The sequence below is a fragment of the Methylobacterium sp. Leaf91 genome, from assembly GCF_001422815.1.
GTDB lineage: Bacteria > Pseudomonadota > Alphaproteobacteria > Rhizobiales > Beijerinckiaceae > Methylobacterium.
The window spans coordinates 116,015-138,707 of the sequence record NZ_LMMP01000009.1; the positions used below are offsets into that span (position 1 = coordinate 116,015).

Genomic DNA, 22,693 nt, shown 5'->3' on the forward strand with positions numbered 1-22,693 from the left:
AGGAACATCGGACTGAAACGACATGAATGCCGTCCTGATCTCCATTCACCTCATCGTGGTTCTCGCACTCATCGCCGTGGTCCTGCTGCAGCGCTCTGAGGGCGGACTCGGGCTCGGCGGTGGTAGCAGCGGTGGCGGCGTGTCGGGGTTCATGACCGGACGTGGCCAGGCCAACGCCCTCACGCGGGCTACAGCGATCCTGGCGGCCCTGTTCTTCACGACGAGCATGACCCTCGCGGTGATCTCTCACCGGAGCGCCGCGCCGAAGTCGATCCTCGACGGGGCCGCGACGACGCAGCCGGCGGCGCCCAACGGCAATATTCTCGAGACCCTTCGTCCCGGTCAGGGCGCTGGCCAGACCGCGCCGGCTCAGCCTGCCACGCCCGAAGCGCCCCAGTCGCGCTGATCAAAGGTCGATGCGGAATGACGGCTCGGACACCTCTCGCTCCGAACCGTCCCCACCCGGCGTTCCACAGAATCCGAACCGATGCAGCCCTGCCGCCACCAGCGGCGGGGTCGTTTGAAGTTTGTCGAATCATCCACCCTTGTTTATGAGCCGAAGCCCATGACGCGGTACGTATTCATCACCGGCGGCGTGGTCTCCTCGCTCGGCAAGGGCCTCGCATCTGCGGCTCTCGCAGCTCTCCTGCAGGCGCGCGGCCACACGGTCCGCCTGCGCAAACTCGACCCCTACCTGAACGTCGATCCGGGCACGATGAGCCCGACGCAGCACGGCGAGGTCTTCGTTACCGACGACGGTGCGGAGACCGATCTCGACCTCGGCCATTACGAGCGTTTCACCGGTCTTCCGGCGACTAAGGCCGATAACATCACCACCGGTCGCATCTATCTCGACATCATCACCAAGGAGCGGCGCGGCGATTATCTCGGCGCGACGATCCAGGTCATCCCTCACGTCACCAACGCCATCAAGACTTTCGTACTCGATGGAAACGAAGCATTCGATTTCGTCCTCGTCGAGATCGGCGGCACGGTGGGCGACATCGAAGGCCTTCCGTTTTTCGAGGCGATCCGCCAGCTCGGCCAGGAATTGCCTCGCGGCACTGTCGCCTTCGTCCACCTGACTCTGCTGCCCTACATCCCCTCGGCAGGCGAATTGAAGACCAAGCCGACGCAGCATTCCGTCAAGGAACTCCGCTCCATTGGAATCCAGCCGGACATCCTGCTCTGCCGCTGCGACCGTCCGATTCCGGTGGAAGAGCGGCGCAAGCTCGGTCTGTTCTGCAACGTGCGTGAGACAGCCGTCATCGAGGCGCGCGACGTGGCGTCGATCTATGACGTGCCGCTGTCCTACCGCGAGGCCGGCCTCGACCGTGAGGTGCTCGCGCATTTCGGAATCGAACCGAAGGGCGAACCGGATCTCGTGCGCTGGACGACGATCTCCGAGCGCGTGCGCAATCCCGAAGGCGAGGTCTCCATCGCCATCGTGGGCAAATATACGGGCCTCAAGGACGCCTATAAGTCCCTGTCCGAGGCGCTGACGCATGGCGGCATCGCCAACAATGTGAAGGTGAACCTCGAATGGATCGAATCCGAGGTCTTCGAGCGTGAAGATCCGGCGCCGTTCCTTGAAGGTATCAACGGCATTCTCGTCCCCGGCGGCTTCGGACAGCGCGGCGCAGAGGGTAAGATTCGCGCGGCCCGCTACGCCCGTGAGCGCAAGATCCCATATTTCGGCATCTGTTTCGGCATGCAGATGGCCGTGATCGAAGCGGCTCGCTCCCTGGCCGGGGTCGAGGACGCCAATTCCACGGAGTTCGGGGAGACCGGCGAGCCCGTGGTCGGCCTGCTGACGGAATGGCTCAAGGGCAACGAGCTGGAGCGGCGCGCTGCACAGGACGATCTCGGCGGCACCATGCGGCTCGGCGCCTACAAGGCGACCCTCGGCGCGGATACCAAGATCGCCGAGATCTACGGCGGCACCGAGATTTCCGAGCGTCACCGGCACCGCTACGAGGTCAACATGGCCTATCGCGAGCGGCTGGAAGCCAAGGGCTTGCGGTTCTCGGGTCTCTCACCGGACGGTCTGCTTCCCGAGACGGTGGAACATGCAGGCCACCCCTGGTTCATCGGCGTGCAGTTCCACCCGGAACTGAAGTCGCGGCCGTTCGAGCCACATCCGCTGTTCAAGAGCTTCATCTCGGCCGCCATCGTCCAGAGCCGGCTGGTCTGAGGGAGGGGCGGGCGCCATGGTCTCGATCTCGGGTCTGCCTGCCTTCATCGCTTATGTCGCGGCGGCGTTCGGCCTCGTGGCGGTCTATCTCGCGGTCTACCTGTCGGCGACGTCCCATCGCGAGATCGCGCTGATCCGCGCCAACAATGCCTCGGCCGCCATCGCGCTGGGCGGAAGCCTCATCGGCTATACGCTGCCGCTCTCGGTGGCGATCTATAACGCTCAATCGATCCTCGACTGCATCGTCTGGGGCCTCGTCGCCCTCATCGTGCAGATCCTGGCCTATTTCGTCGTGCGGCTGATCCTGCCGGACCTCTCGCGGCGCATCGAAGCCGGTGAGATCGCTGCATCCATCCTGCTCGCCGCGTCGTCCCTGGCGGGCGGCATCGTCAACGCGGCATCCATGACTTACTGAGCCGGCGTTCGGGGAAATGTCCCATCGCCGGTTTCAAACGGCCAAGCTCGATCCTACATTCGGGTCTGTGCGGCATCGTGCCGTGAGGGAGCGGATCGTCGGAAGGCGGTCCTCAGTAGGATGCCATCCGAGGCCGATACTCCGACACCCGTAAAGCCGCCGCGCCTCATGCGCTCGCAGACGGTGACCCTCGTCATGCTGGCGGGTGCGGGCGCCGCCGCCTTCGGGCTTGCTCGTCTCGATCCGTCGCAGGACGAAGAATCCGTGCTCGTCTATGCGAATGCGGACGCCTGTATCGCCGGAACCAGGCGAACGGAGGAGGATTGCCGGAGCGAGTACCTGACGGCGCGTGCCGCCTATCCCGAGGTCGCACCGCGTTACGCCACGGTGACCGATTGCGAGGCGCATCACGGCCCATCGCATTGCCTGCCCGGAGACGGCGTCGCCGTGAGTGCTGCCGGACGCTTCGTCCCGAGGATGGCCGGCTACGTCATCGGCAGGCGGATCGATCAGAACCTGCCGCCACAGCCGATCTTCGACCATGCTCCGAATTCGGAAGCGTCCCATAGCGGAAGCGCCGGCCACTCGGGTGGCGCCGGCTATTGCACGAGTTGGGGCGGACGGATCACCACGTCTTCGGGCGGTGCGTCCTCCAGCGCGCGGGTCGCGTCTTCGGCGGTGCGCAAGGTCGCATACGGTGGCTTTGGAAGCACGGGCCGTTCGTTCTCGTCGCACGGCTGGTCGAGCCATGGAAGCGGCGGCTGATGCGGCGCGTGCCCATCGGCGAACGACCGGATTGGCGGGAGACCGCGCGCCGGCATGGTTTCACCTTCCACACCTTCGATGGCGAAGCGTATTGGTCCGAGAGCCACGCCTACGCTTTCAAGCTGGCTGAGATCGAGGACGATCTCGAAGCGCCGAGCACCGAGATCCACGCCCTGTGCCTCGCTTTCGTCGCCGATGCGGTGGAGGACGAGCGGATCCTGGCCTCGCTCGACATTCCTTCCCATGCCTGGGACGCGATCCGCGCGAGCTGGAGGCGGGGAGACCCCTCCCTCTATGGACGCCTGGATTTCTCCTACGGAGGGGCATCCGCCGGGCCGGCAAAGCTCCTCGAATACAATGCCGACACGCCCACAGCCCTCTACGAGTCCGGCGTGTTTCAATGGCTCTGGCTGGAAGAAGGGCTGCGAACCGGCTCGCTCCCCGAGACAGCCGACCAGTTCAATTCCCTTCACGAAAAGCTGATCGCCCGGTTCCGCACGCTTCGCGGTGACGGAGCGATGGCCTTCACCGCTTATGCCGTTGAGCCCGAGGACAGGGGGACGGTGGCGTATCTCGAAGATTGCGCGCGCCAAGCGGGGCTCGCGACCTGCTTCCTCGACCTCTCCGACATCGGACGTGACGAGGACGGACGCTTCGTCGACCGGGTCGATGCGCCGATCCCGCGCCTGTTCAAGCTCTATCCCTGGGAATGGGCCTTCAGCGACGCTTTCGGAAAGGATCTCGGCACCACGACGACCCGGTTCATCGAGCCACCCTGGAAGGCCGTCCTTTCGAACAAGGGATTGCTGGCCCATCTCCATGCGAGAGAGCCCGGCCATCCCAACCTGTTGCCCTCCTTTTTCGAGAACGATTCCCGCAAGGCGTCATTGGGCACCTCCTTCGTCAAGAAGCCGTTGGTTTCACGGGAGGGGGCGAACATCCTCATGCTGCGCGACGGTGCCGTGCTGGCACAGGATCACGGACCCTATGGCGGCGGGCGCTACGTGCAACAGGCCCTTGCCGAATTGCCGGATTTCGACGGCCGCCGCCCCGTGATCGGCTCCTGGATCGTAGGCGACGAACCGGCGGGGCTGTGCGTTCGCGAAAGCGCGGGACCGATCACCGGTAATTCAGCCCTGTTCGTCCCTCACTTCATCGAGCCTGGTTGAGAGCGGCAACCCGCCGCTTTCAAATCGGCGGCTTTACCCTATCCTGGTTCCCGTGACCGAAATCCTCTTCTATCATCTCCAGCAGCAGCCTCTCGAGACGGTTCTACCGAACCTCGTGGAGCGATCTCTGGAGCGCAACTGGCGCGCGGCAATCCAGGCATCGGGCGAGGAGCGGCTTCAAGCTCTCGACGATCACCTCTGGACCTATCGCGACGATAGCTTTCTGCCACATGGGACGGATCGCGATCCGCTAGCGGCGAGCCAGCCCGTCGTCCTGACGCTCCAGGATGGTAATCCCAACGCCGCCGCCATCCGCTTTCTCGTGGACGGCGCCTCACTGCCACCGGATGCGTCAGACTATCAGCGGATCTGCATCCTGTTCGACGGTAACGATCAGGACGCGTTGCTCGGTGCGCGGGCGCAGTGGAAGCAGGCGAAGGAAGCGGGCCATGCCATCGCTTATTGGCAGCAGGACGAATCCGGACGCTGGCAGAAAAAAGCGTGAGCGCTTTGGCCCATCATTGTAGCGAGAATCGCATGAACCGAGGTTCGACCGTCGCGGATTCATGCCGGCCCGGTGGTGTGGCCAAGCCGGGCACAATCCCCGCGGGGCTTCGGTCCATTCTGGCAGGCGGCACCAGGTGTCTCGCACTCGTCTTGTCCGCCATGCTCCTCGTCGCCGGGCAGCCCGCCATGGCGCAGTCCCCCCACGGTGCCGACAAGCCTCAGGAGCGGCGGGCCGCCGAACGGGGCCCAGAGGGACGCAAGCTTCCCTCCGACGTCACCACCGAGCACAGTGTCACCCTGCCGGATGGACGCCTTCTTCGCTTTACCGCCACCGCGGGCAGCCTTCCCCTCGTGGATGAGAGCGGAAAGCTCCAAGCAGAGATCGCCTTCATCGCCTATCGTCTCGCGGACACGAGCGAAGCGACCCGGCCCGTCACCTTCGCGGTCAACGGCGGTCCCGGCGCGGCATCGGCCTATCTCAATATCGGCGCGATCGGCCCCTGGCGCCTTCCTCTCGACGGCACGAGCATCAGCCCCTCCACGCCGGTGAGCCTCGTCCCCAACGACGGCACCTGGCTCGATTTCACCGATCTCGTTTTCCTCGACCCGGTGGGGACTGGATACAGCCGCGCATCGGACGGCGATGCCAAGCGTTACTGGAGCGTCGACTCGGATGCGTCGGTCCTGTCCTCGGCCATCGCCCGCTGGCTGCGGACGAATGATCGGATCGCGGCACCCAAGTTCTTCGTCGGCGAGAGCTATGGCGGTTTCCGCGGGCCGCTCATCGCGGCAAAGCTGCAGGAGGAGATCGGCATCGGCCTCTCCGGCATGGTTCTCCTGTCGCCCGTCCTCGATTTCGCCTGGTTGCAATCGCCGCGCACGACCCCCTGGGGCCACGTGACGAAGTTACCGTCCTTTGCCGCCGCCGCCATCGAACGAGCCGGTGGCACGCCGAGCCGGAAGGCTCTGGCAGAGACCGAGGCCTATGCCACCGGCGACTATCTCACCGACCTGCTCAAGGGCCCGTCCGACCAAGCGGCGCTGGCCCGGCTCGGCGAAAGGGTCGGAGCCATCACGGGTCTCGATCCGAACTTCGTCCGCCGCCAAGCCGGACGCCTGAGTTCGAACAGCGTCCAACGCGAGATCGGCCAGGAGGAGGGGAGGGTCGCCAGCGCCTACGATACCGGCATCACCGGATGGGATCCGGACCCGGCCGCCACATTCTCGGGCTTCGAGGACCCGCTGCTCACAGCCATGCAGGCGCCGCTGACCAGCGCCATGCTCGAACTCTACGGCACGAAACTGAACTATCGCGTGCCCGATCTTCGCTACGAACTCCTCAACGGTGCGGTCAGCCGAGGGTGGGGCTGGGGCGGCGGACGCATGGCACCGGAATCGCTCGGAGCCCTTCGCGGCGTCATGGCGCTCGATGGTAACCTGCGCGTCCTCGTCGCCCACGGTTTCACCGATCTCGTGACCCCGTACTTCACGTCGAAACTCCTCATCGACCAGTTGCCGGCCTTCGGCACGGACAGGCGGATCGACCTAACTGTGTATCCCGGCGGCCATATGTTCTATTCGCGGCCCGATTCGCGTGCGGCCTTTCATAGGGATGCGGCCGAGCTATACGCTGCATCGCTGAAGGCGCGGTCGGGCGCTGCAAAGGACGTGAAGTGACGAGGATGTCGTCGCGGCTAGGCTTCGCCGCTTGTCTCATGGGTCTCAATATCGTCGGCGCGTGTACGACGAGCGAGCGCGAGGCACCGGCGGCGGTACCGGCGAAGGTTGCCGTCGCACTTCTCCCGTCGCCGTCCGTCACGGGCCCGGTGCTCAACGCCGATGGGACGTGCAGCCAGACCTCCGCAGCCAGCGCGACCGTGATCGAGCCCGGGATCGGCGAATGCGATCTCATCCGGTTGAAAGCGAAGCCTGCGACGGACGTGTTGATCGGCGAAGGCCGTTCAGGCCGGGAGGTACAGGTGCTCTACAGCGAGCCGGGAGCGAAGGAGCTGTATTTCTTCGTCAACGGTCGCCTCGACCGGATCGTCAAATCCTGACCGGTCGGATCAATAGGCCGGCACCAACCTGTCTCCGGGCAAGGGCGCGACCATGCGAAAGTGCAGGCCCTCGGCCTCATAGGTAATGTCGACATCGGCATTGCATTGCTGTGCGAGCACTCGCTGGAGCAGCGTCGAGCCGAAGCCCTTGCGTTCCGGCGCCTTGACCAGGGGTCCGCCCGATTCAGTCCAGCGGAGTTCCAGGACGCGCTCGGCATCGCGTTGATCCACGCTCCAGCTGACCGTGACCCGCCCACTCGGCAGCGACAGCGCCCCGTACTTGGTGGCATTGGTGGTCAGTTCGTGGATTGCCATACCGGTGGGTACGGCAAGATCTGCGGCCAGCTCGACCGGGGGCCCTTCGAGCGTGATCCGATTGGCTGTCCCGTCATTGTAATGGCCGAGCTCGTTTTGGAGAAGATCGCGCAGGGGCGCCGTCTGCCAGTAATCCTCAGTGAGCAGGTTATGCGTCTTGCCGAGCGAGACGATCCGGTCCGAGAAGGACTGGTAGAATGTGTCCACATCCTTGGTCGAACGCGCCGTGGCACCGAGGAGCCCCTGCACCGTGGCGAGCGTGTTTTTCACGCGGTGGTGAAGCTCGCGGATCAGGAGAGCCTGGCGCTCGTGCGTCCGTTGGCGTTCTTCGAGATACGCCTGCACTTCGCGTTGCCGCCGCCGCGCGCGAAGGGCCGAGCGAACCGCATTCGCCAGCACGGCCGGATGAAACGGCCGTTCCAGCACCGTGACGTTGCCGAGTAGGTCGGTGAGCCTTACATCCGGCGGGCCGCCGCGATAGCTGAGCAGCACGAAAGGAAAGTCCGACCAGGGCGGTTGCCGCTCGACCCATCGAGCGATCTCCTGCCGGTCCCAATGCAGAAGCGCTTCCTCCGTCATCACCGCGCAGGCTGCATGATCCAGATGGGCCACGAGATCGTCCAAGGTCGACGTCGCCTTCGACACGATTCCGACTTCCGCCAGGATCGTCGCCGCCACCATCGCATCCCGTCCGAGCGGAGCGAGGATCAGGACAACCGGTTCAGGATGCGGCATCGCGGCCGGGCTCGCTCACGATCGTTCCATCCGTCCGGATCCGTTCCGCGAGCAGATGATCCCGGTCGCCGTCAAAGGTCGGAACGCCCGTGAGAACACCGCGGAACCGCTCCAGCGGTTCGCCCACCCGCAATCCGCCTGCATCGATCTTGAACTCGCGGATCGTATCCTCATGTGCGCCTGTCCGCTTCTTCAGGACGGACAGAGCCCTACGGACCCGGCCGGCGGCTTCGAAGAAGCGGAGCATGATCACGGTGTCGCTGACATAGGTCAGGTCCACGGGCGATTCCATCTTTCCGACCATGCCATGCTGGGCCAGGATCAGAATCGTCACGACCCCCTGTTGGTTCAGGTAGGTGACCAGTTCGTGCATCTGCATGACCAGGTACGGCTGACCCGACATGGCGCTGAGATAGCCGGTCAGACTATCGATGATGACGATCCGCGTTCCATCTCGCTCTACAGCGTCGCGGATGCGGCCGGAGAAATCGCCGGGCGAGACATCGGCCGGGTCGATCTGCTCGATCTGCAGCATTCCGGCTTCGACAAAAGCCCCCAGAGGCATTCCCACGCTCTGGGCGCGCTGCAGCAGGATGTTGCGCGTTTCATCGAAGCTGATGATCAGCCCTCGTTCCCCGCGTTTCAGGGCCGCGACGAGGTAGCTCACGGCGAGCGTTGATTTCCCGGCCCCCGATGGCCCGATCACGAGGCTCGCCGTCCCGCGATCGAGGCCACCGCCGAGAACCCGGTCGAGTTCGGGAACGCCGCTCGCCACCGAATCGATGACGAAGCTGCGATGGTGTTCGCTTGCTACCAAGCGCGGATGCACGCGGATGCCGCCCTTCCTGATGACGAAATCGTGGTAGCCGCCTTGATACTCGGTTCCGCGCATCTTGATGACGTGGATGCGCCGCCGAACCGCGCCGTAAGGCGGGGTCACCTGTTCGAGCCGGATCACCGCGTGGCTGATGGAGTGTAGGTTCAGATCGTCATTCTCGGCGCTGAGATCGTCGAGCATCAGCACCGTGATGTCGTTGAGAAGAAAGTAGCTCTTGAGCGCGAGAACCTGACGGCGGTAGCGCAGCGATCCTTGCGAGAGCAGCCGGATCTCCGACAGGCTGTCGAAGACGACGCGGGTCGGTTTCACCCGCTCCATCTCGCCCAGGGCCATGCGGACGGTCTCGCCCAGTTCGAGGTCCGACGAATGCACGAGACTCTGTTGCTGCTTCAGATCGAGGCTCAGCTCTGGCGGCACGAGCTCGTAGATCTCGATCCCGTCCAGGGACCAGCCATGGCGTCCCGCCACGGAGAGCAACTCCCGCCGGCTTTCCGACAGGGTGATGTAGAGGCAGGTCTCCCCCTGCGCCACGCCGTCGATGAGGAACTGGAGGCCGAGGGTCGTCTTGCCACTTCCCGGCCGACCCTCCACGAGATGCGCACGGCGGGCCGCGTAACCTCCCGAAAGGATGCCATCGAACCCCGGCACTCCCGTGGGGATCGGTTGGGCGTCGGGGGCGTCACTGGATGGCATCATCATGTCCGGTAGATACGGCAACGGTTCAACATAAATTTCCCCGGCGAGTCTGTCCTCGATAAATCGGCCACACCAGGAGCCGATGCCATTCGAGATGGCGGGAATAACAGGCTTTGCAGATTGTCGTGCGTCGCCTTATCAGACCGTGCCGCCGCGCTGCGAGGCGGCAGCCGCTACCGCCTCGCGCTCCTCCCACAACCTGATAGTCCGGAGTTCGGATCCCATAATGCGCGAACCGAACGCGATCGACTTCTGGCGTGGCCTCGCCCTCGTGACGATCTACGTCAATCACATCCCAGGCAACACATTCGAACGTTACACCTATTCGCAGTACGGCATCTCGGATGCCGCGGAACTGTTCGTCTTCCTGGCCGGATGGTCGATCGGGATCGCCACGCGCGGGCGTGACGGCCAGCCGGAACCGCGTCTGAAAAGCGTGCTGAGGCTCCTGTCGCGCACGATCGAAGTCTACCGTGCACAGATCACCACTATGGCGATCGCCCTGGCCATGATTGCCGGGACGGCTCTGATCCTCGACAATCCGCTCCTTCTCGAATGGCACAATGCCGGAGGCTTCTTCGCCGACCCGATCCAGACCACGATCGGTTTCGTCGCACTCACGCATCAGCTCGGCTTCTTCAATATCCTGCCGCTCTACGTGGTGCTCTTGGGCATTGCCCCGATCTTCATCCTGATCGCCCGCGTGAGCCGTATTGCGGCGCTCGTCCTGTCCTTCGGCCTCTATTCGGCAAGCCTCGTCTTCGAATGGAACCTGCCGTCCTGGCCGGGCGAGGGGGATTGGTTCTTCGATCCCCTGTGCTGGCAGCTTCTCCTGGTGCTCGGCTTCGTTGCCCAGGACCTGAACCAGCGATCCGGCACGCTCCGGCGCTGGTCTCAACGGCTGATGCCCCTCGGCGTCGTCATCGTCGTGCTCGGAATTGTCCTGTCCGTGTTCGACCTCCGGCCAGACCCGCTGCTCGTTCCCGATCCTCGTCTCGTCTTCTCCTTCGACAAAACGTATCTTTCGCCAGCGCGACTGATCCACTTCATCGGCGTGTTGCTCGCCTTTCAAGGCGTCTACGCGCTCATCGTCCCACACATCGGTGCGATCGGTCGATATTTGGCGGGACTCGGTCGTAATTCACTGGCAGTCTTCTCCATCGGCTCGCTCTTGAGCCTCGCCGCGCAACTCGTGCGGTTCTGGACGGGGGGCGGCCTTCTCGTGGATGTCGGCGCCATGGGATTCGGTTTGTTCGCTCTGGGCTTCACTGCATGGTTCGTCGAATGGCGCTCGCGCAAACCTCGGCTCTCCTGATCTCACTCGGCCTTGCCTCCCTCGGGACGATCTCCGGATCATCCCGCGCCGGAGCGGAAGGCAGCGCGACGATCGTCTCTCCCCCGACTGCGGCGGCCCCGGCTCCCGGTGGCGAAGCGTCGGAGGCCGTCGATGTGAGCCTGTCGCCCGAATGCCGGGTGCCGGGATCGAAGCTCTATACTCTGGCCCGGTTGAGCTCGGTGAAGGCCGCGCTCAAGGAGAAGCGGCCCGTACGGGTTCTCGCCATCGGGTCGTCCTCGGCGGGGGCAGGGGCCTCGGCGACCTATCCGGTCAAGCTGGAAACGGCCCTTGAGCGCTCGCTTCCCAACGTGGATGTGGAGGTCGAGAGCCGAGGCATGCAGGGCGAGATCGCCTCGGGCGCTGCGGAGCGCCTGCGCAGCATGGTGGCCGAGGTCGAGCCCGACCTAGTGGTCTGGCAGGTCGGTACCCACGACGCGCTCGCCCGGGTCGATCTCGACGCCTTCGCCAGCGTCCTCGACGAGACGGTTCAGTGGATCAAGTCCCACGAGATCGACGTGGTGCTGGTCAATCCAGTCTACACGGCTTCGCTTGCCCAGGACGAGTATTACAGCAGCATTGTCCGGAAGGTGCAGGAGGTTGCACTGCGCGAGGGAGTGCCGCTCGTGCAGCGCTACGAGGCGATGCGCTACCTGTCCGGGAGCAGCGACAAAGGCGAAGCACATATGCTGGGACGACAGTTCCGTCTCAACGACCTTGGCCTGCGCTGCATGGCCGAGCATGTTACGCGAGCCATCACCCTCTCGCTGCTCCAGCCCGACCCGTCTGCGACCGGAACCGCAACTGCTCCGTCGGTCATCGTCGCGCCGCCGAAGGATGCGGCGGTGAAGCCGCCTTCACCGCCCCGGAGCGGTGGTGCCTCGCTTCAAGAGCAACCCTGATCGGCTTGCCATAGCGATCGCGGCGGATACTCGGTCGGTCCGTAGTCATCGATCTATAGCGCCATCGTGCAATGTCTCGTTCGGATGGTGTTGTAGGCTGACGCGACCAAGTGGGCCGTCATCAAAAGCCGGGCGACCTTCCGGGGCGAAGCTAGAGAAGAGCCCTTTTTCGTGTCCATTCCGGGACGGGTTTCGCTCAGAGCCCGAAAGCGTAACGGACTCGGTGGCTGAGACAGATAGGGTCGGCCTGAGCGTTCGGGGCGTGGAGTGGGGTCAGTGAAGGACGGGACGGAGGGCTGGACCCTCGGCGCGGCCTTCAGCCGCTTGAGGACGTTTCGCGCAGGCGCGGCGGGAGCGGCGCTCGACGTCTTCGCGATTCGCATCGCCGCCGCCATCTTCGCCTACGGGGCACAGGTCATGATGGCGCGCCTCATGGGGCGCTCGGAATACGGAGTGTTTGCATCGATCTGGGTGTGGATCGCCATCCTCGGCCATTCCTCCACACTGGGTTTCGCTCAAGGTGCCTGCCGTTTCCTGCCCGCCGATCAGGCGAGAGGCGATGCCGCCCATATGCGCGGGTTCCTCCTCGTGGGCGCATGGGTGACCATTGCCGCTGCGTCTATAGTTGCAGGCATCGGCCTCGCCATTGCCTGGATGCAGGGCATCCTCCTCGATGGGCCGTATGCTGGGCCTTTGCTCCTCGCAGCACTCGTTCTGCCGCTCTTCACGATGCAGGATTATCTGGAGGGCGTCGCTCGAAGCCAGAACTGGGCGGTGCTCGCCATCGCGCCGCCCTACCTCCTGCGCCAGGGGCTCATCATGGTCACCATGGCGGGCGCCGTCACCGTCGGGGCACCGGCTCAGGCATGGGTTGCCATCGCCTGCACCCTGGTCGCCACTGGACTCGCCCTGGCGATCCAAGCACGGCTCCTGATCCTGCGCCTTCGTGACGATCTGCTCCCTGTGAAACCGCGATACCGCTGGCGGATCTGGCTCCGGGCCTGCCTTCCGATCGCGGCCGCCGACCTCGCATATTCCGCTTTCAGCATGATCGACGTGGTCATCCTCGGCATGCTGATGCCACCTGCGGCGGTGGGCCTGTATTTTGTCGCGACCCGGATCCAGCAATTCGTCCCCTTCGTGCATTACGCCGCGTCCGCGGCCACCGCTCAGCGTTTCGCCGCCATCCACGCATCCGGGGATGCAGACGGGCTGACGCGCTTCGTCCGCATGCAGGCCCGCCTTACCTTCGCCGCCACGGTGATCGTCGGTCTCTTCATCGTCACGGCGGGCCCATTCCTGCTCGCGATGTTCGGGCCGGAATTTGGAGCGAGCTATCCGCTTCTCGCCGTGCTGGTCGCGGGCAATGTCGGAGCGAGCCTGTTCGGACCCGGCGAAGACCTGCTCACCATGATCGACGGTGAACGTCTCTGCGCTGGCATCACCCTGGCGATGCTGGCCCTGGCCGCTCTGCTCTGTCTGATTCTGGTACCGGTCCTCGGAATCATGGGAGCGGCCATCGCGATGGCCATGGCCAACGTGCTTCGCGGGTTGGGAATGGCTTTGGCCGCTTTCCGTGTGCACGGTATCGTTACGACGGTCCTGCCGTTCGCCGGTCGGCTTGGCTCATGAAGACGGTCTTACAAGACCTGCGCTCAGGACGCTCGGTCTCGCTCGCCACATATTCGGAACTGGCTGCCGATCCCGATCCCTGGGATGCGCTCATGGCCAATGCGCTCACCACGCACCCGCATTACAGCCGCCATGTCATGGCGGCTCATCGGAGGGCGGGGTTGGCCGCCACCGACCTCGCCTTCGTCGTTGTGCAAGGCCGGCTTGGGCTGGAGGCTCTGTTGCCCTTTGCATGGAAGCGCGATGTGAGCGGGCTCGGAACGCGCATTGCCCGTCCCTTCCTGTCGCCCTTCATCACCCAGACGAGCCCTCTCGTTGCGGATGCTCCCGACCTGCCCGACATCCTCGATCTGTTGGTGAAAGGGCTCCAATCCGCCTCCAAGGGGCGGATCTGGCGCTGGCCCCTGCTTCCCACCGAGACGAAGCTCGGTCGCGGATTGCTCGAGGCCATGGATCGCGCCGGCTGGATGAGAGGCATCGCCAGCCGTTTCGAGCGACCGATCGTCGAGCGTCGCGAGTCATATGCCGGTTTCCTCGACGAGCATCCGCACCGATCGCGGATGAAGGATCTCAGCCGTCGCCATCGCAACCTGTCGAAGCGAGGCACACTCAGCCATGACATCGCCACCGGCGGCGACCTCCTGAACGATGCCGTCGCGGGCTTTCTCAGACTGGAGAAGGCCGGGTGGAAGGGGAGGGCCGGGACGGCGCTCGCTTCTCGCCCACAGCACGAGGCTTTCGCGCGTGCCTTGTTCACCGGAGCCGATGGCCCGGTCCGCGTCCGGGCGGATAGCCTTCTGTTGGATGGTCGCCCGCTCTCGATCAGCCTTGCCCTCGTAGCGAGCGGTACGGCCACGCTCTTGAAGACCACCTTTGAAGAGAATGAGCGCTCCAGCGCTCCGGGCCTGCTGCTGGAGGCACGGATCATCGAAGCTCTGTACGGGACCGGCTTCGCCGAACGGCTCGATTCGGCCACGCTCGCCGGCTCGGTCCTCGAGAATCTTTATCCTGATCGAGAGACGATCTGCGAGATCGTCGCCGCCCCTAGCGGTGCCGCGCGTATGATCACGGTCGAACAGCGAATCCGCCTAATCTCGATGGAGCGGCGCGCCATGGTCCGCGTCAAACGGGCCCTGGGCAGGCGCTGACGGGCGGGCACAGGCATGCTACTCGGCCGGTTCGGCACGCCAGACAGGAACCATCCGCATGCGTCGTCCGCTTCTTGCCCTCACCGGAGCTTTGTTGATCGCCATGACCGCTTCCGCATCCGCCGAGACCGTGACCACGCCTTCGGGCCTGCAATATCGCGACGAAGTCGTCGGGACCGGCCCTACGCCGCAGACCGGCAAGAAAGTCAGCGTCCATTATACCGGCTGGCTCGATGAGGGCGGCAAGCCGGGCAAGAAGTTCGACTCCTCGCGCGACCGTGGCCAGCCCTTCAGCTTCACCCTCGGCATCGGCCAGGTGATCGGTGGTTGGGATCAGGGTGTCGCCACGATGAAGGTCGGCGGCAAGCGCACGCTCATCATCCCCTCTGACCTCGGCTACGGCGCACGCGGTGCCGGTGGGCTAATTCCGCCGAACGCCACGCTCATCTTCGACGTGGAACTGCTCGGCGTGAACTGAACCCGACCCTTATACCCGGACGAGCCTCGCCTCGTCCGGTTCTTAGCCTGTCCCCAATCGGTCCCGCTAGCGCTCAGGCTGCCAACCCCAGTGCGGCTCGAGCCTCGGCGGGTGTCGCCACGGTACGACCGTGCCGCTGCACGCACTCCACGGCCAGCCCGACCAGTTCGGCATTGCTCGCTGCCAGTTGGTGCTTCGTCACCCGGATGTTGTCCTCCAATCCGGTCCGTACCGAGAACGCCCCACGGGCAAGTGCCCAGTCCATGACCTCGGCCTGATGGCGTCCGATGCCGGCAGCGGTCCAGGTCGCCTCGGGCAGTACCTGCTTCAGTTCGCCCAGGAGCAGATCGAGCAGGCGCTCGTTGGCCGGCAGAGCATTCTTCACTCCCATGACGAATTGGACGTGGGGGCGGGCATCCATGAGCCCTTCATCCACCAGCCGCCGGGCGCCATGAAGATGTGAGAGATCGAAGATCTCGATTTCCGGCCAGACACCATGCGCCCGCATCTGACTGGCGAGATCGGTGACGAGGCTCGCCGGATTCTCATAGACGATGGTCGGAAAGTTGACCGAGCCGGTGGAGAGCGAGGCCATATCCGGCCGGTGGCGAAGCGACAGGCCACGGCTGGCTGGATCGCGTCCGCGTCCTCCAGTGGAGAACTGCACGATCATGCCGGGGCAATGGCGGCGAATTCCCTCCTGCACGGCGGCGAAACGGTCGGGATCGGACGAGGGCGTCTCGTCGTCGTTGCGCACATGGATGTGCACCAGGGCGGCACCCGCCTCGTAGGCCTGGCGCGTCGATTCGATCTGCTCGGCGCCCGTCACCGGAAGGGCCGGATTGTCGGTCTTGCGCGGAACTGAACCGGTGATGGCGACGGCGACGACGACAGGTTTCATGATCCGGCCCGGATGTCCGATGAGGAGGGCACGGGAAATACTGCATTCCACTCAGTAAGCGAAGTGCTGGGTTCGCTGGCAAAGCAGCCGTCCGCTCAGCCCTGGAACAGCAGCGTCGCCTTGGTTCCGGGTCCGCTCTCTCGATAGATAAGGGCGGAACGGAGGTTGGTGGCCATGGCCTTGACGATGCGCGAGCCGAGACCGGTGCCGCGAGGCTGGCCTTCGCCCGTCCACCCGATCCCGTCATCCTCGACGGTCAGGCTCAAACCGTCCGTCCCGTCGCGCGCCACCGCTACCCGGATCTCACCGGGGACTTCCGGCGGATACGCATATTTGTAGGCGTTCGTCACGAGTTCGGTGACCACGACGCCGACGGAGACCGCCTTGTCGGTGGCAAGCCGGATCGGCTCCGCGACGAGGCGAATGGCATGGTCGCGCCCGGCTGCCTTCATCGCTCCCTGCAGTTCCTCCACAAGGCTTGAAAGATAGGCGTCGAGTTCCACCGCCTCGACATCATCGGAGGTGTAGAGCCGCCGATGAATGCCGGCGATGGCCGAGATCCGCGCCTGCATCTCGCGCAAGGCCGCTTTGGCAGCGGGATCGGAGACGGCGTTGGTCTGCATATGCGTCAAGGCCGCCACGAGGGCGAGGGAATTGGCGACCCGGTGATTCACCTCGCGCAACAACATGACCGCGCGGTCTCGGGCCTCACGGACCTCTGCCTCGGCCCGTTCCTTGTCGCGCCTCATGGCCTCCTGGCGCAGAGCCGTGTCGACCGCTTCGCCGAGGAGTTCGCGGAACTGACCCTGCAGGTCCTTCCAGACGTAATCCACGGCCCCGGCCTTCAGAGCGGCCACCGCGACGCGGCTGTCCTCAGACCCGGTGACATAAATTACCGGCGGGGCGAAGGGCATGGCGCGGATGGCTGGGAGCACGTCGAGACCGGTCTGGCCGGGCATATGATGATCGAGGGCCACGAGATCGATGCCGCCCTGGCTCAGACGCGCAAGACCCTCGTCGCCGGTGGCGGCAAGTTCCACGATATAGCCGCGTGCGTTCAGGCCCTTCTGCACGAGGCGCCCGAGGCCGGGATCGTCGTCGACATAGAGGATGCGACCGCGCTCCGGGGCGAGGGGAGCGCTCATGCGGTGCGGATTTTCATGGGTTCTCGGGCACCTGCATCACGGAAAAGAACAACCCGAGCTGACGAATAGCGTTCGAGAAGCCCTCATAATTCACCGGCTTGGTGATGTAGACGTTCGCGCCGAGATCGTAGCAACGCTGAACCTCGCGGCTGTCGTCCGTTGTCGTGAGAACGACCACGGGCGAGCGCCGCGTATGTGGGTTCGCCTTGACCTTCTCCAGGATGTCGATCCCGGTCATATCCGGAAGATTGAGATCGAGCAGGATCAGGAGTGGGCGCTTGGCGCTGGCCTCTCCGGTGCCGTCCGGTCCGAGCAGATAAGCGAGCGCCGACGTCCCGTCCCGGAACGGAATGATCTCGTTGTTGACGCCCGCGCGGCGAATATTGCGCTCGATGAGCCGGGCATGACCTTCGTCATCCTCGATCATCACGATACTGACGGGGTTCACGTTCGGATCACGCCTCATTCCGCTGCGAGGGACGTCGCCGGAACACCCTCGTATACAGCTGTAGCGCTCCCGCGGGGCAGCGTCACGCTGAAGGTGGTGCCTTCACCGAGCTTGGAGGCGACGTCGATCCGTCCACCCAGCGACCGGACCAAAGCTTTCACATGGGCGAGACCGATCCCTTCGCCCGGTCGATCCTGCGCTCCGGAGCGGCGGAACAGTTCGAACACGCGGGAATGGTCACGTTCAGCAATTCCCCTGCCGTTATCAGCGACATCGATACGAATTCGCGGCCCAACGGCCGCGGCAGTCACTGTGATTCGACCGGCGCGAGTGGGATCCAGATACTTCACCGCATTGTCGAGCAGATTGCCGAAGATCTGTTCGAGGGCGAGTCGGTCCGCCGTGATCCTCGGCAGATCGCGCGCGACGACGACTTCCGCGCCGGCCGCGTCGGTCTGATGGCGCTGGGCATCGGCGAGGCGCTGAAGCAGCGCGTCAAGGTCGAGGGGTTCCGGCCTGAAACTTCGCCGCCCTTCGCGGGACAGTTTCAGGATCGCGGCGATCAGGCTTTCCATCCGCGTCACCGCGGCGCTGATGAAGCCGAGCGCCTCACCAAGATCGGCGTCGATCCTCTCCGCGTCGGGATGGGACTTCAGGGCGGAACGGATGTCCTCACGCGTAGCGTCGAGCTCACTCGTGAAACCCATGACGTTCACGAGGGGGGCGCGAAGGTCGTGGCTGACGATGTAGGCATAGCGCTGAATCTCCTCGTTGGATTCTCGGAGTTCCGCTTCCGCCTCGCGCTGCTCGGTGATGTCGGTATGCACGCCGACCCATTCACGAATTGACCCATCGGGGGCCAGAACCGGGACGGCACGGATCGCGAAATGCCGCCACGTCCCGTCGCTCACCCGGACGCGATGCTCGTGGACGAAGGTTCGCTTCTCCCGGACCGTTTCGTTCCAGGCGTCCACGGACGATCGAGAATCGTCCGGATGCACGGCGTTGGCCCATCCGAACCCCTGGTACTCCTCGAAGGATTGGCCGGTGATCGCTGACCATCCCGGCTGTTCGCCGACCATCCGGCCCTCGGCATCGTTGGTCCAGAGCACGCCGCGCACAGCCTGAATCGCCGCGCGGAACCGCGCCTCGCTGTTGCTCAACTCACGCTGGACGCGCTGCTGGTCGATGGAGGAGGCCAGCATGGCGAGGAACAGAGTGAGGAAGATCGCCGCCCCGACGAAGAGGGCGAGGTTCTGCTGGCTCGGAGCGAGACCGGTAACGTGGCTCGCATGCGCGCCGGTTTCCCCTGTCGTGAAGGTCGCGGCGGCCATGCCAGTATAGTGCATCCCAGAGACGGCGAACCCCATCACGAAAGCAGCGATGATTTTTTGCCACGCTCCGTGATTTCGGAACGTGAGCCAGAGCCCGACCGTCGCTGCCGTCACGGCAATGAGCACCGATACGGCGGCGAGGAGCAGGTTGTAGGTAACGCTACCGGGCATGTGCAGGGCGGTCATGCCGATGAAGTGCATGCCGGCGATGCCGATCCCCATCAGCGTGCCGCTCACAAGGATGTCCTGCGCCTTCGCTCCCGGTCGGCCGACCCAGGCGAAGGCGCCGCCGGTTGCGCCAATGGCGATGACGAGCGAGAGCACGGTGAGACCGGCCTCGTAAGAGGTGGGCATCCCCATCTCGAAGGCGAGCATGCCGATGAAATGCATCGACCAGATGCCGCCACCCATGGCCAGCGCCGCCCCTCCGATCCACGCGATGCGGCGGCCAGGCGCTGCATTGTGTACCCGAGCTCCAAGATCCAAAGCCGTGTAGGACGCGAAGATCGCGATGGCGACGGACAGGGCGACGAGGGCGGGATTGTAGCCGGTATGAACCATCGGGCGACTGCTTGAGGAGGATTCGGAGCCGCTGAACCGGCAGAGACCCGACCGTAGCCGGTCGGCACCGGCGCCACCACAGCGAACCAGCCGGGCGTTCTTACCGCTCATCGGCTTTGCGCCGATCAGGAGATGCCGAGGGCCCTGATGAGAATGAGGCTGATGGCGAGGAGGACGGCGAGCGAGCCGGTGACGGCCAGGGTGACCCGGCCGCCCATGCGCGCCAGGACCCGGACATCGACTCCGAGCCCAAGGGCAGCCATCGACATGATCGTGAGAAAACCGGCCACTTGCCGCACCGGGCCGGAGGCAGCGTCAGGGATCAGCCCGAGGGAGCGCAGGGTGGCGAGCCCAAGGAATCCGAGGATGAACCAGGGCACGAGCTTAGTGAATCCCAGTCTCCGGGGCGACGCGCTTTGCACGCCTGCCTCCCGGGGCAACCGGTGGGCGAGAAGCGAGAACGCCACCACGACGGGTCCGAGCATCAGGACGCGAACCAGCTTGACCAGCGTGCCGACCTGGGTGCTCAGGAGCCCGACCGGCACCGTAGCGGCCAGGACTTGGGGCACGGCATAAACCGTCAGGCCGGCGAGCACACCGTATTGGTGGTCTGACAGACCGGCAAGGGGAATGAACAAAGGCAGCCCGAGTACCATCAGCACGCCGAGCACGGCGGTGAATGCAATGGAGCCAGCGACGTCCTTGCTGTCGGCCCCAATCACCGGCGCCACGGCAGAGATAGCCGAGTTCCCGCAGATAGCGTTGCCGCAGGCGACAAGGATCGCCATGCGGGCCGGCAGACCGAGCCCCCGGCAGATCGCGTAACTCGCCAGAATCGCGAGAAACACCGTTCCGACGATGCCGGTGAGCAGAGCCGGGCCAGAGGCAACGATGGCACCGAGGCTGATGGAAGCACCCAGCAACATCACGGCAATTTCGAGCAGTTGCTTCGCACTGAAGGCGATCCCGGCTCGGAAGCGTTCACCCGGCACCCATGCGGTGCGGATGGCGATACCCAACAGGATCGCGATGACTAATGCCTCTATATAGGGGTGACCGGTGGCCCGCTCTTCCCAAGCCTGGATCGCCATGGCGGAAGCGGTCACGGTGAGGCAGAGCATCAGGCCGGCCAGCAGCGCCGGCCGCATGCGCGTGGTGGTCTCACCCGCGGGAAGACCCGTATTCGATGATGTTTTCACGCCCATTCCACCTGCCGGGATCTGCCAGCAGGCCGTTCCAAAAACAAACTTCTGCCTTGGGCGTAGAAAGGAGAAAACCCCTCTCCATATGGCTCTAACTTCAAAAGACCCATCCATTGATCGATGGCAACCAAACCTCGATCTTAACACGTATGAGTGCTCGTTCGAATTTCGGCTCCACCAGTTTCGATCCGTATGGCGAACCGGTCAGCGACGACCGCAACGCTTCCACGATGCAGGGTGATCGGCGCGCACGCAATGCTGCTATTGCAGTGTTCTGGACTCTGGCACTTACGCTCACCGCGGGCCGGATCTATTTTAGCGAGCAGACCTTCGATCAGACGATGACGCTTGCCCAGGCGCAGATCGCGGCTTTCGTCACGGCGATCCGCTAGACTGAGATCGATGGCCGCCAGTTAGTAGGCGGCTGCAAGATAGGCGGCGATCGCTTTGGCTTCGGCTTCCTCGATCGGTGCGCGAAAGACCTTCACCATCTTTGTGACCTCGGCATTCCAAAACGCGGCGCCTTTTCCGGGCGGCTGCGTGAGGATGTAATCCACCGAGTGACACATGGTGCAATAGGTTTGCGCCGCCTCGAAACCGGCTTCGTGACCCTGAACGGGCAGCAACTCCGCTGTTGGCTCCGGGACGTCATAACTGCGCGGTGCGGCCCAGGCCGTTCCACCGATGAGAAGGGCAAGCGATCCAAAGGCGGCCGCGAAACGATGGTGTCTCATCTCGCTTCTCCTCACAGCGCCTCAAGTCGGGTGGTCTCGATGACGTTCCGCATATATCCCGCCGGATTCCAACGCGGCTCCATCGGCTGCGTCGTCCCGTCTCCGGCTTTGGCGCGGACACGAACCACGTGCGAGCCCGACTTGAGATCGGCCTCATAACTCCTGGACCGAAACGAGTACTGGCCAATATTTTGGCCGAGCCGTGCTGCCGACCATGTCGTCCCGTCATCCAACGAGATGTCGACGGCCGTAATGCCGGAACCTCCATCGAAGGCGATACCGCGCAGAGCTACCGTTCCGGCGCGAACTGTCGCACCATCCGTCAGGTTGGTGATAAATGAGCGAACGGGCAGCCGATGGATCGGTACCGTCTTCCCCAAGGCGGCTCCCGGCTCGACACAGGCACACTCGTTGTCGGGGATGCGATAGGCCTTCTGCATCCAGAACCCATCGAAGGGGGTGTCCAGCACCGTGATCGAGCTCAGGTGCTTGATCCAGTAGGTGCCGTAGAAACCCGGTACCACGAGCCTCAACGGGTAGCCGTTAAGCCAGGGAAGCTCCTCTCCGTTCATTGCCCAGGCCAGCATCACCTCGCCCTCCTCGGCATGATCGATAGCGAGAGCCTTGGCGTAACGCGGCGTCTCGGGCAGAACCGGCCCGTCGAGACCGGTGAACGCCACCTGCACGGCGCCCTGCTTCACCCCGGCTTTGTCGAGCACGGATTTGAGCGAGACGCCGGTCCAGCGGGCATTCCCCATGGCGCCATTGCCGAGTTGCCCCCCGGCGACACGGGGCAAGATGAAGCCCCGAGAGTTCCCCGAGCACTGGTTCACGGCCACGAGGTCGATGACGGGAAGGCTCTTCAGTTCCTTCAAGGAGAGGAAGATCGGCCTGTCGACATGGCCGCTTATCTCCAGCCGGAACAGGTCTGGATCGATGGAGGTCGGGATATCGGCGAGGTGATAACGCACGAAGAACGCATCGTTCGGCGTGATCACCCCCTCGTCGAAAACCTGGAACGGAGTTTCAAGCTGAGGCGGACGTGCCGTCGTCTGCAGCAATGGCCGCTTTCCAGGATAAGTGTCAAACAGCGTTGAACATTGACCCTGGATCGGCGTCGAACTTTGACCCCCTGGATGGGTATGGCGGGACGCCCCTGATCAGCCCGGCGAAGCGGGTCGGGG

Annotated in this window: 22 protein-coding genes and 1 pseudogene; 14 read left to right on the forward strand and 9 right to left on the reverse strand. The window is 64.4% G+C overall.

What is annotated here, in order from left to right; genetic code table 11:
* The first annotated feature begins 22 nt into the window (after window positions 1-22).
* The 8 genes from secG (at window position 23) to ASF32_RS09680 (ending at window position 7,107) form a co-directional block, all read left to right on the forward strand.
* Window positions 23-406 (forward strand): preprotein translocase subunit SecG, encoded by a 384-nt coding sequence (secG, locus tag ASF32_RS09645; protein ID WP_056427002.1) that lies wholly within the window; start codon window positions 23-25, stop codon window positions 404-406.
* Between the two features lie 159 nt (window positions 407-565).
* Entirely contained in the window at window positions 566-2,194 is a 1,629-nt protein-coding gene (locus ASF32_RS09650) for a CTP synthase (protein ID WP_056427005.1), read from the forward strand.
* A 16-nt stretch (window positions 2,195-2,210) separates the two neighbouring features.
* Entirely contained in the window at window positions 2,211-2,609 is a 399-nt protein-coding gene (locus ASF32_RS09655) for a DUF350 domain-containing protein (protein ID WP_056427008.1), read from the forward strand.
* Window positions 2,610-2,729: 120 nt separating this feature from the next.
* The gene (locus tag ASF32_RS09660) at window positions 2,730-3,374 is read left to right on the forward strand and encodes a DUF1190 domain-containing protein (protein WP_244477892.1); all 645 of its coding nucleotides are present in this window, start codon (window positions 2,730-2,732) and stop codon (window positions 3,372-3,374) included.
* The gene (locus ASF32_RS09665) at window positions 3,374-4,543 is read left to right on the forward strand and encodes a glutathionylspermidine synthase family protein (protein WP_056427017.1); all 1,170 of its coding nucleotides are present in this window, start codon (window positions 3,374-3,376) and stop codon (window positions 4,541-4,543) included. The genes ASF32_RS09660 and ASF32_RS09665 overlap by 1 nt, the downstream gene beginning before the upstream one ends.
* A gap of 52 nt (window positions 4,544-4,595) precedes the next feature.
* Window positions 4,596-5,048 carry a DNA polymerase III subunit chi gene (locus ASF32_RS09670; RefSeq protein WP_056427019.1) on the forward strand — a complete coding sequence of 151 codons (453 nt, stop codon included), beginning with the start codon at window positions 4,596-4,598 and terminating at the stop codon, window positions 5,046-5,048.
* Between the two features lie 188 nt (window positions 5,049-5,236).
* On the forward strand, window positions 5,237-6,727 hold the full coding sequence (locus ASF32_RS09675) for a peptidase S10 (RefSeq protein WP_244477908.1): 1,491 nt from the start codon (window positions 5,237-5,239) through the stop codon (window positions 6,725-6,727).
* Window positions 6,728-6,732: 5 nt separating this feature from the next.
* Window positions 6,733-7,107, forward strand: a complete 375-nt coding sequence (locus ASF32_RS09680) for a hypothetical protein (RefSeq protein ID WP_082469962.1) — start codon at window positions 6,733-6,735, stop codon at window positions 7,105-7,107.
* Window positions 7,108-7,116: 9 nt separating this feature from the next.
* Here the strand turns inward: ASF32_RS09680 and ASF32_RS09685 are convergent, their stop codons facing one another.
* Both ASF32_RS09685 and ASF32_RS09690 read right to left on the reverse strand, forming a co-directional pair.
* Window positions 7,117-8,157, reverse strand: a complete 1,041-nt coding sequence (locus ASF32_RS09685) for a sensor histidine kinase (protein ID WP_056427030.1) — start codon at window positions 8,155-8,157, stop codon at window positions 7,117-7,119.
* On the reverse strand, window positions 8,144-9,688 hold the full coding sequence (locus ASF32_RS09690; RefSeq protein WP_156467751.1) for an ATPase domain-containing protein: 1,545 nt from the start codon (window positions 9,686-9,688) through the stop codon (window positions 8,144-8,146). Before ASF32_RS09690 ends, ASF32_RS09685 begins: the two co-directional genes overlap by 14 nt.
* Before the next feature lie 229 nt (window positions 9,689-9,917).
* On the opposite strand from ASF32_RS09690, the gene ASF32_RS09695 reads away from it, so the two are divergent.
* The 5 genes from ASF32_RS09695 to ASF32_RS09715 all read left to right on the forward strand — a co-directional run bounded on the left by ASF32_RS09695 (window position 9,918) and on the right by ASF32_RS09715 (window position 15,184).
* Window positions 9,918-11,006 carry an OpgC domain-containing protein gene (locus ASF32_RS09695; RefSeq protein WP_056427035.1) on the forward strand — a complete coding sequence of 363 codons (1,089 nt, stop codon included), beginning with the start codon at window positions 9,918-9,920 and terminating at the stop codon, window positions 11,004-11,006.
* Window positions 10,976-11,926, forward strand: coding sequence for a GDSL-type esterase/lipase family protein (locus ASF32_RS09700; RefSeq protein ID WP_056427038.1), 951 nt, complete (start codon window positions 10,976-10,978; stop codon window positions 11,924-11,926). The genes ASF32_RS09695 and ASF32_RS09700 overlap by 31 nt, the downstream gene beginning before the upstream one ends.
* A 276-nt stretch (window positions 11,927-12,202) precedes the next feature.
* On the forward strand, window positions 12,203-13,558 hold the full coding sequence (locus ASF32_RS09705; protein ID WP_244477893.1) for a lipopolysaccharide biosynthesis protein: 1,356 nt from the start codon (window positions 12,203-12,205) through the stop codon (window positions 13,556-13,558).
* Window positions 13,555-14,706, forward strand: coding sequence for a GNAT family N-acetyltransferase (locus ASF32_RS09710; protein WP_056427043.1), 1,152 nt, complete (start codon window positions 13,555-13,557; stop codon window positions 14,704-14,706). Before ASF32_RS09705 ends, ASF32_RS09710 begins: the two co-directional genes overlap by 4 nt.
* Before the next feature lie 58 nt (window positions 14,707-14,764).
* Complete coding sequence (locus ASF32_RS09715; protein ID WP_056427046.1) at window positions 14,765-15,184, forward strand: FKBP-type peptidyl-prolyl cis-trans isomerase; 420 nt, start codon at window positions 14,765-14,767, stop codon at window positions 15,182-15,184.
* A 73-nt stretch (window positions 15,185-15,257) separates the two neighbouring features.
* Here ASF32_RS09715 and ASF32_RS09720 read toward each other — a convergent pair whose 3' ends face one another.
* The 5 genes from ASF32_RS09720 to ASF32_RS09740 form a co-directional block, all read right to left on the reverse strand.
* Window positions 15,258-16,085: a 3-keto-5-aminohexanoate cleavage protein gene (locus tag ASF32_RS09720; protein WP_056427112.1), complete on the reverse strand. Its 828-nt coding sequence runs from the start codon at window positions 16,083-16,085 to the stop codon at window positions 15,258-15,260.
* 95 nt (window positions 16,086-16,180) lie between these two features.
* Complete coding sequence (locus ASF32_RS09725) at window positions 16,181-17,230, reverse strand: response regulator (protein ID WP_056427049.1); 1,050 nt, start codon at window positions 17,228-17,230, stop codon at window positions 16,181-16,183.
* Between the two features lie 13 nt (window positions 17,231-17,243).
* Window positions 17,244-17,696, reverse strand: coding sequence for a response regulator (locus tag ASF32_RS09730; RefSeq protein WP_056427054.1), 453 nt, complete (start codon window positions 17,694-17,696; stop codon window positions 17,244-17,246).
* Window positions 17,693-19,573 carry an MHYT domain-containing protein gene (locus ASF32_RS09735; protein ID WP_056427057.1) on the reverse strand — a complete coding sequence of 627 codons (1,881 nt, stop codon included), beginning with the start codon at window positions 19,571-19,573 and terminating at the stop codon, window positions 17,693-17,695. Before ASF32_RS09735 ends, ASF32_RS09730 begins: the two co-directional genes overlap by 4 nt.
* Before the next feature lie 125 nt (window positions 19,574-19,698).
* The gene (locus tag ASF32_RS09740) at window positions 19,699-20,721 is read right to left on the reverse strand and encodes a putative sulfate exporter family transporter (protein ID WP_056427115.1); all 1,023 of its coding nucleotides are present in this window, start codon (window positions 20,719-20,721) and stop codon (window positions 19,699-19,701) included.
* A 167-nt stretch (window positions 20,722-20,888) separates the two neighbouring features.
* Between ASF32_RS09740 and ASF32_RS09745 the strand changes: the two genes are divergently transcribed.
* Window positions 20,889-21,167 carry a hypothetical protein gene (locus ASF32_RS09745; protein ID WP_244477894.1) on the forward strand — a complete coding sequence of 93 codons (279 nt, stop codon included), beginning with the start codon at window positions 20,889-20,891 and terminating at the stop codon, window positions 21,165-21,167.
* A 21-nt stretch (window positions 21,168-21,188) separates the two neighbouring features.
* Here ASF32_RS09745 and ASF32_RS09750 read toward each other — a convergent pair whose 3' ends face one another.
* Both ASF32_RS09750 and ASF32_RS09755 read right to left on the reverse strand, forming a co-directional pair.
* Complete coding sequence (locus ASF32_RS09750) at window positions 21,189-21,509, reverse strand: hypothetical protein (RefSeq protein ID WP_056427065.1); 321 nt, start codon at window positions 21,507-21,509, stop codon at window positions 21,189-21,191.
* Between the two features lie 11 nt (window positions 21,510-21,520).
* Window positions 21,521-22,588 (reverse strand): annotated as a pseudogene (locus ASF32_RS09755) (molybdopterin-dependent oxidoreductase); the annotation flags it as partial.
* Window positions 22,589-22,693: the final 105 nt, after the last annotated feature.

Bases quoted from the DNA above. Each gene is read 5' to 3' on its own strand.
- ASF32_RS09725 (WP_056427049.1), bottom strand. From the start codon at position 17,230: ATGAGCGCTCCCCTCGCCCCGGAGCGCGGTCGCATCCTCTATGTCGAC.
- ASF32_RS09680 (WP_082469962.1), top strand. From the start codon at position 6,733: ATGTCGTCGCGGCTAGGCTTCGCCGCTTGTCTCATGGGTCTCAATATC.
- ASF32_RS09735 (WP_056427057.1), bottom strand. From the start codon at position 19,573: ATGGTTCATACCGGCTACAATCCCGCCCTCGTCGCCCTGTCCGTCGCC.
- ASF32_RS09675 (WP_244477908.1), top strand. From the start codon at position 5,237: ATGGCGCAGTCCCCCCACGGTGCCGACAAGCCTCAGGAGCGGCGGGCC.
- ASF32_RS09710 (WP_056427043.1), top strand. From the start codon at position 13,555: ATGAAGACGGTCTTACAAGACCTGCGCTCAGGACGCTCGGTCTCGCTC.
- ASF32_RS09685 (WP_056427030.1), bottom strand. From the start codon at position 8,157: ATGCCGCATCCTGAACCGGTTGTCCTGATCCTCGCTCCGCTCGGACGG.
- ASF32_RS09695 (WP_056427035.1), top strand. From the start codon at position 9,918: ATGCGCGAACCGAACGCGATCGACTTCTGGCGTGGCCTCGCCCTCGTG.
- ASF32_RS09730 (WP_056427054.1), bottom strand. From the start codon at position 17,696: ATGAGGCGTGATCCGAACGTGAACCCCGTCAGTATCGTGATGATCGAG.
- ASF32_RS09700 (WP_056427038.1), top strand. From the start codon at position 10,976: ATGGCGCTCGCGCAAACCTCGGCTCTCCTGATCTCACTCGGCCTTGCC.
- ASF32_RS09750 (WP_056427065.1), bottom strand. From the start codon at position 21,509: ATGAGACACCATCGTTTCGCGGCCGCCTTTGGATCGCTTGCCCTTCTC.
- ASF32_RS09655 (WP_056427008.1), top strand. From the start codon at position 2,211: ATGGTCTCGATCTCGGGTCTGCCTGCCTTCATCGCTTATGTCGCGGCG.
- ASF32_RS09720 (WP_056427112.1), bottom strand. From the start codon at position 16,085: ATGAAACCTGTCGTCGTCGCCGTCGCCATCACCGGTTCAGTTCCGCGC.
- ASF32_RS09690 (WP_156467751.1), bottom strand. From the start codon at position 9,688: ATGCCATCCAGTGACGCCCCCGACGCCCAACCGATCCCCACGGGAGTG.
- ASF32_RS09715 (WP_056427046.1), top strand. From the start codon at position 14,765: ATGCGTCGTCCGCTTCTTGCCCTCACCGGAGCTTTGTTGATCGCCATG.
- ASF32_RS09740 (WP_056427115.1), bottom strand. From the start codon at position 20,721: ATGCGGCCGGCGCTGCTGGCCGGCCTGATGCTCTGCCTCACCGTGACC.
- secG (WP_056427002.1), top strand. From the start codon at position 23: ATGAATGCCGTCCTGATCTCCATTCACCTCATCGTGGTTCTCGCACTC.
- ASF32_RS09650 (WP_056427005.1), top strand. From the start codon at position 566: ATGACGCGGTACGTATTCATCACCGGCGGCGTGGTCTCCTCGCTCGGC.
- ASF32_RS09660 (WP_244477892.1), top strand. From the start codon at position 2,730: ATGCCATCCGAGGCCGATACTCCGACACCCGTAAAGCCGCCGCGCCTC.
- ASF32_RS09665 (WP_056427017.1), top strand. From the start codon at position 3,374: ATGCGGCGCGTGCCCATCGGCGAACGACCGGATTGGCGGGAGACCGCG.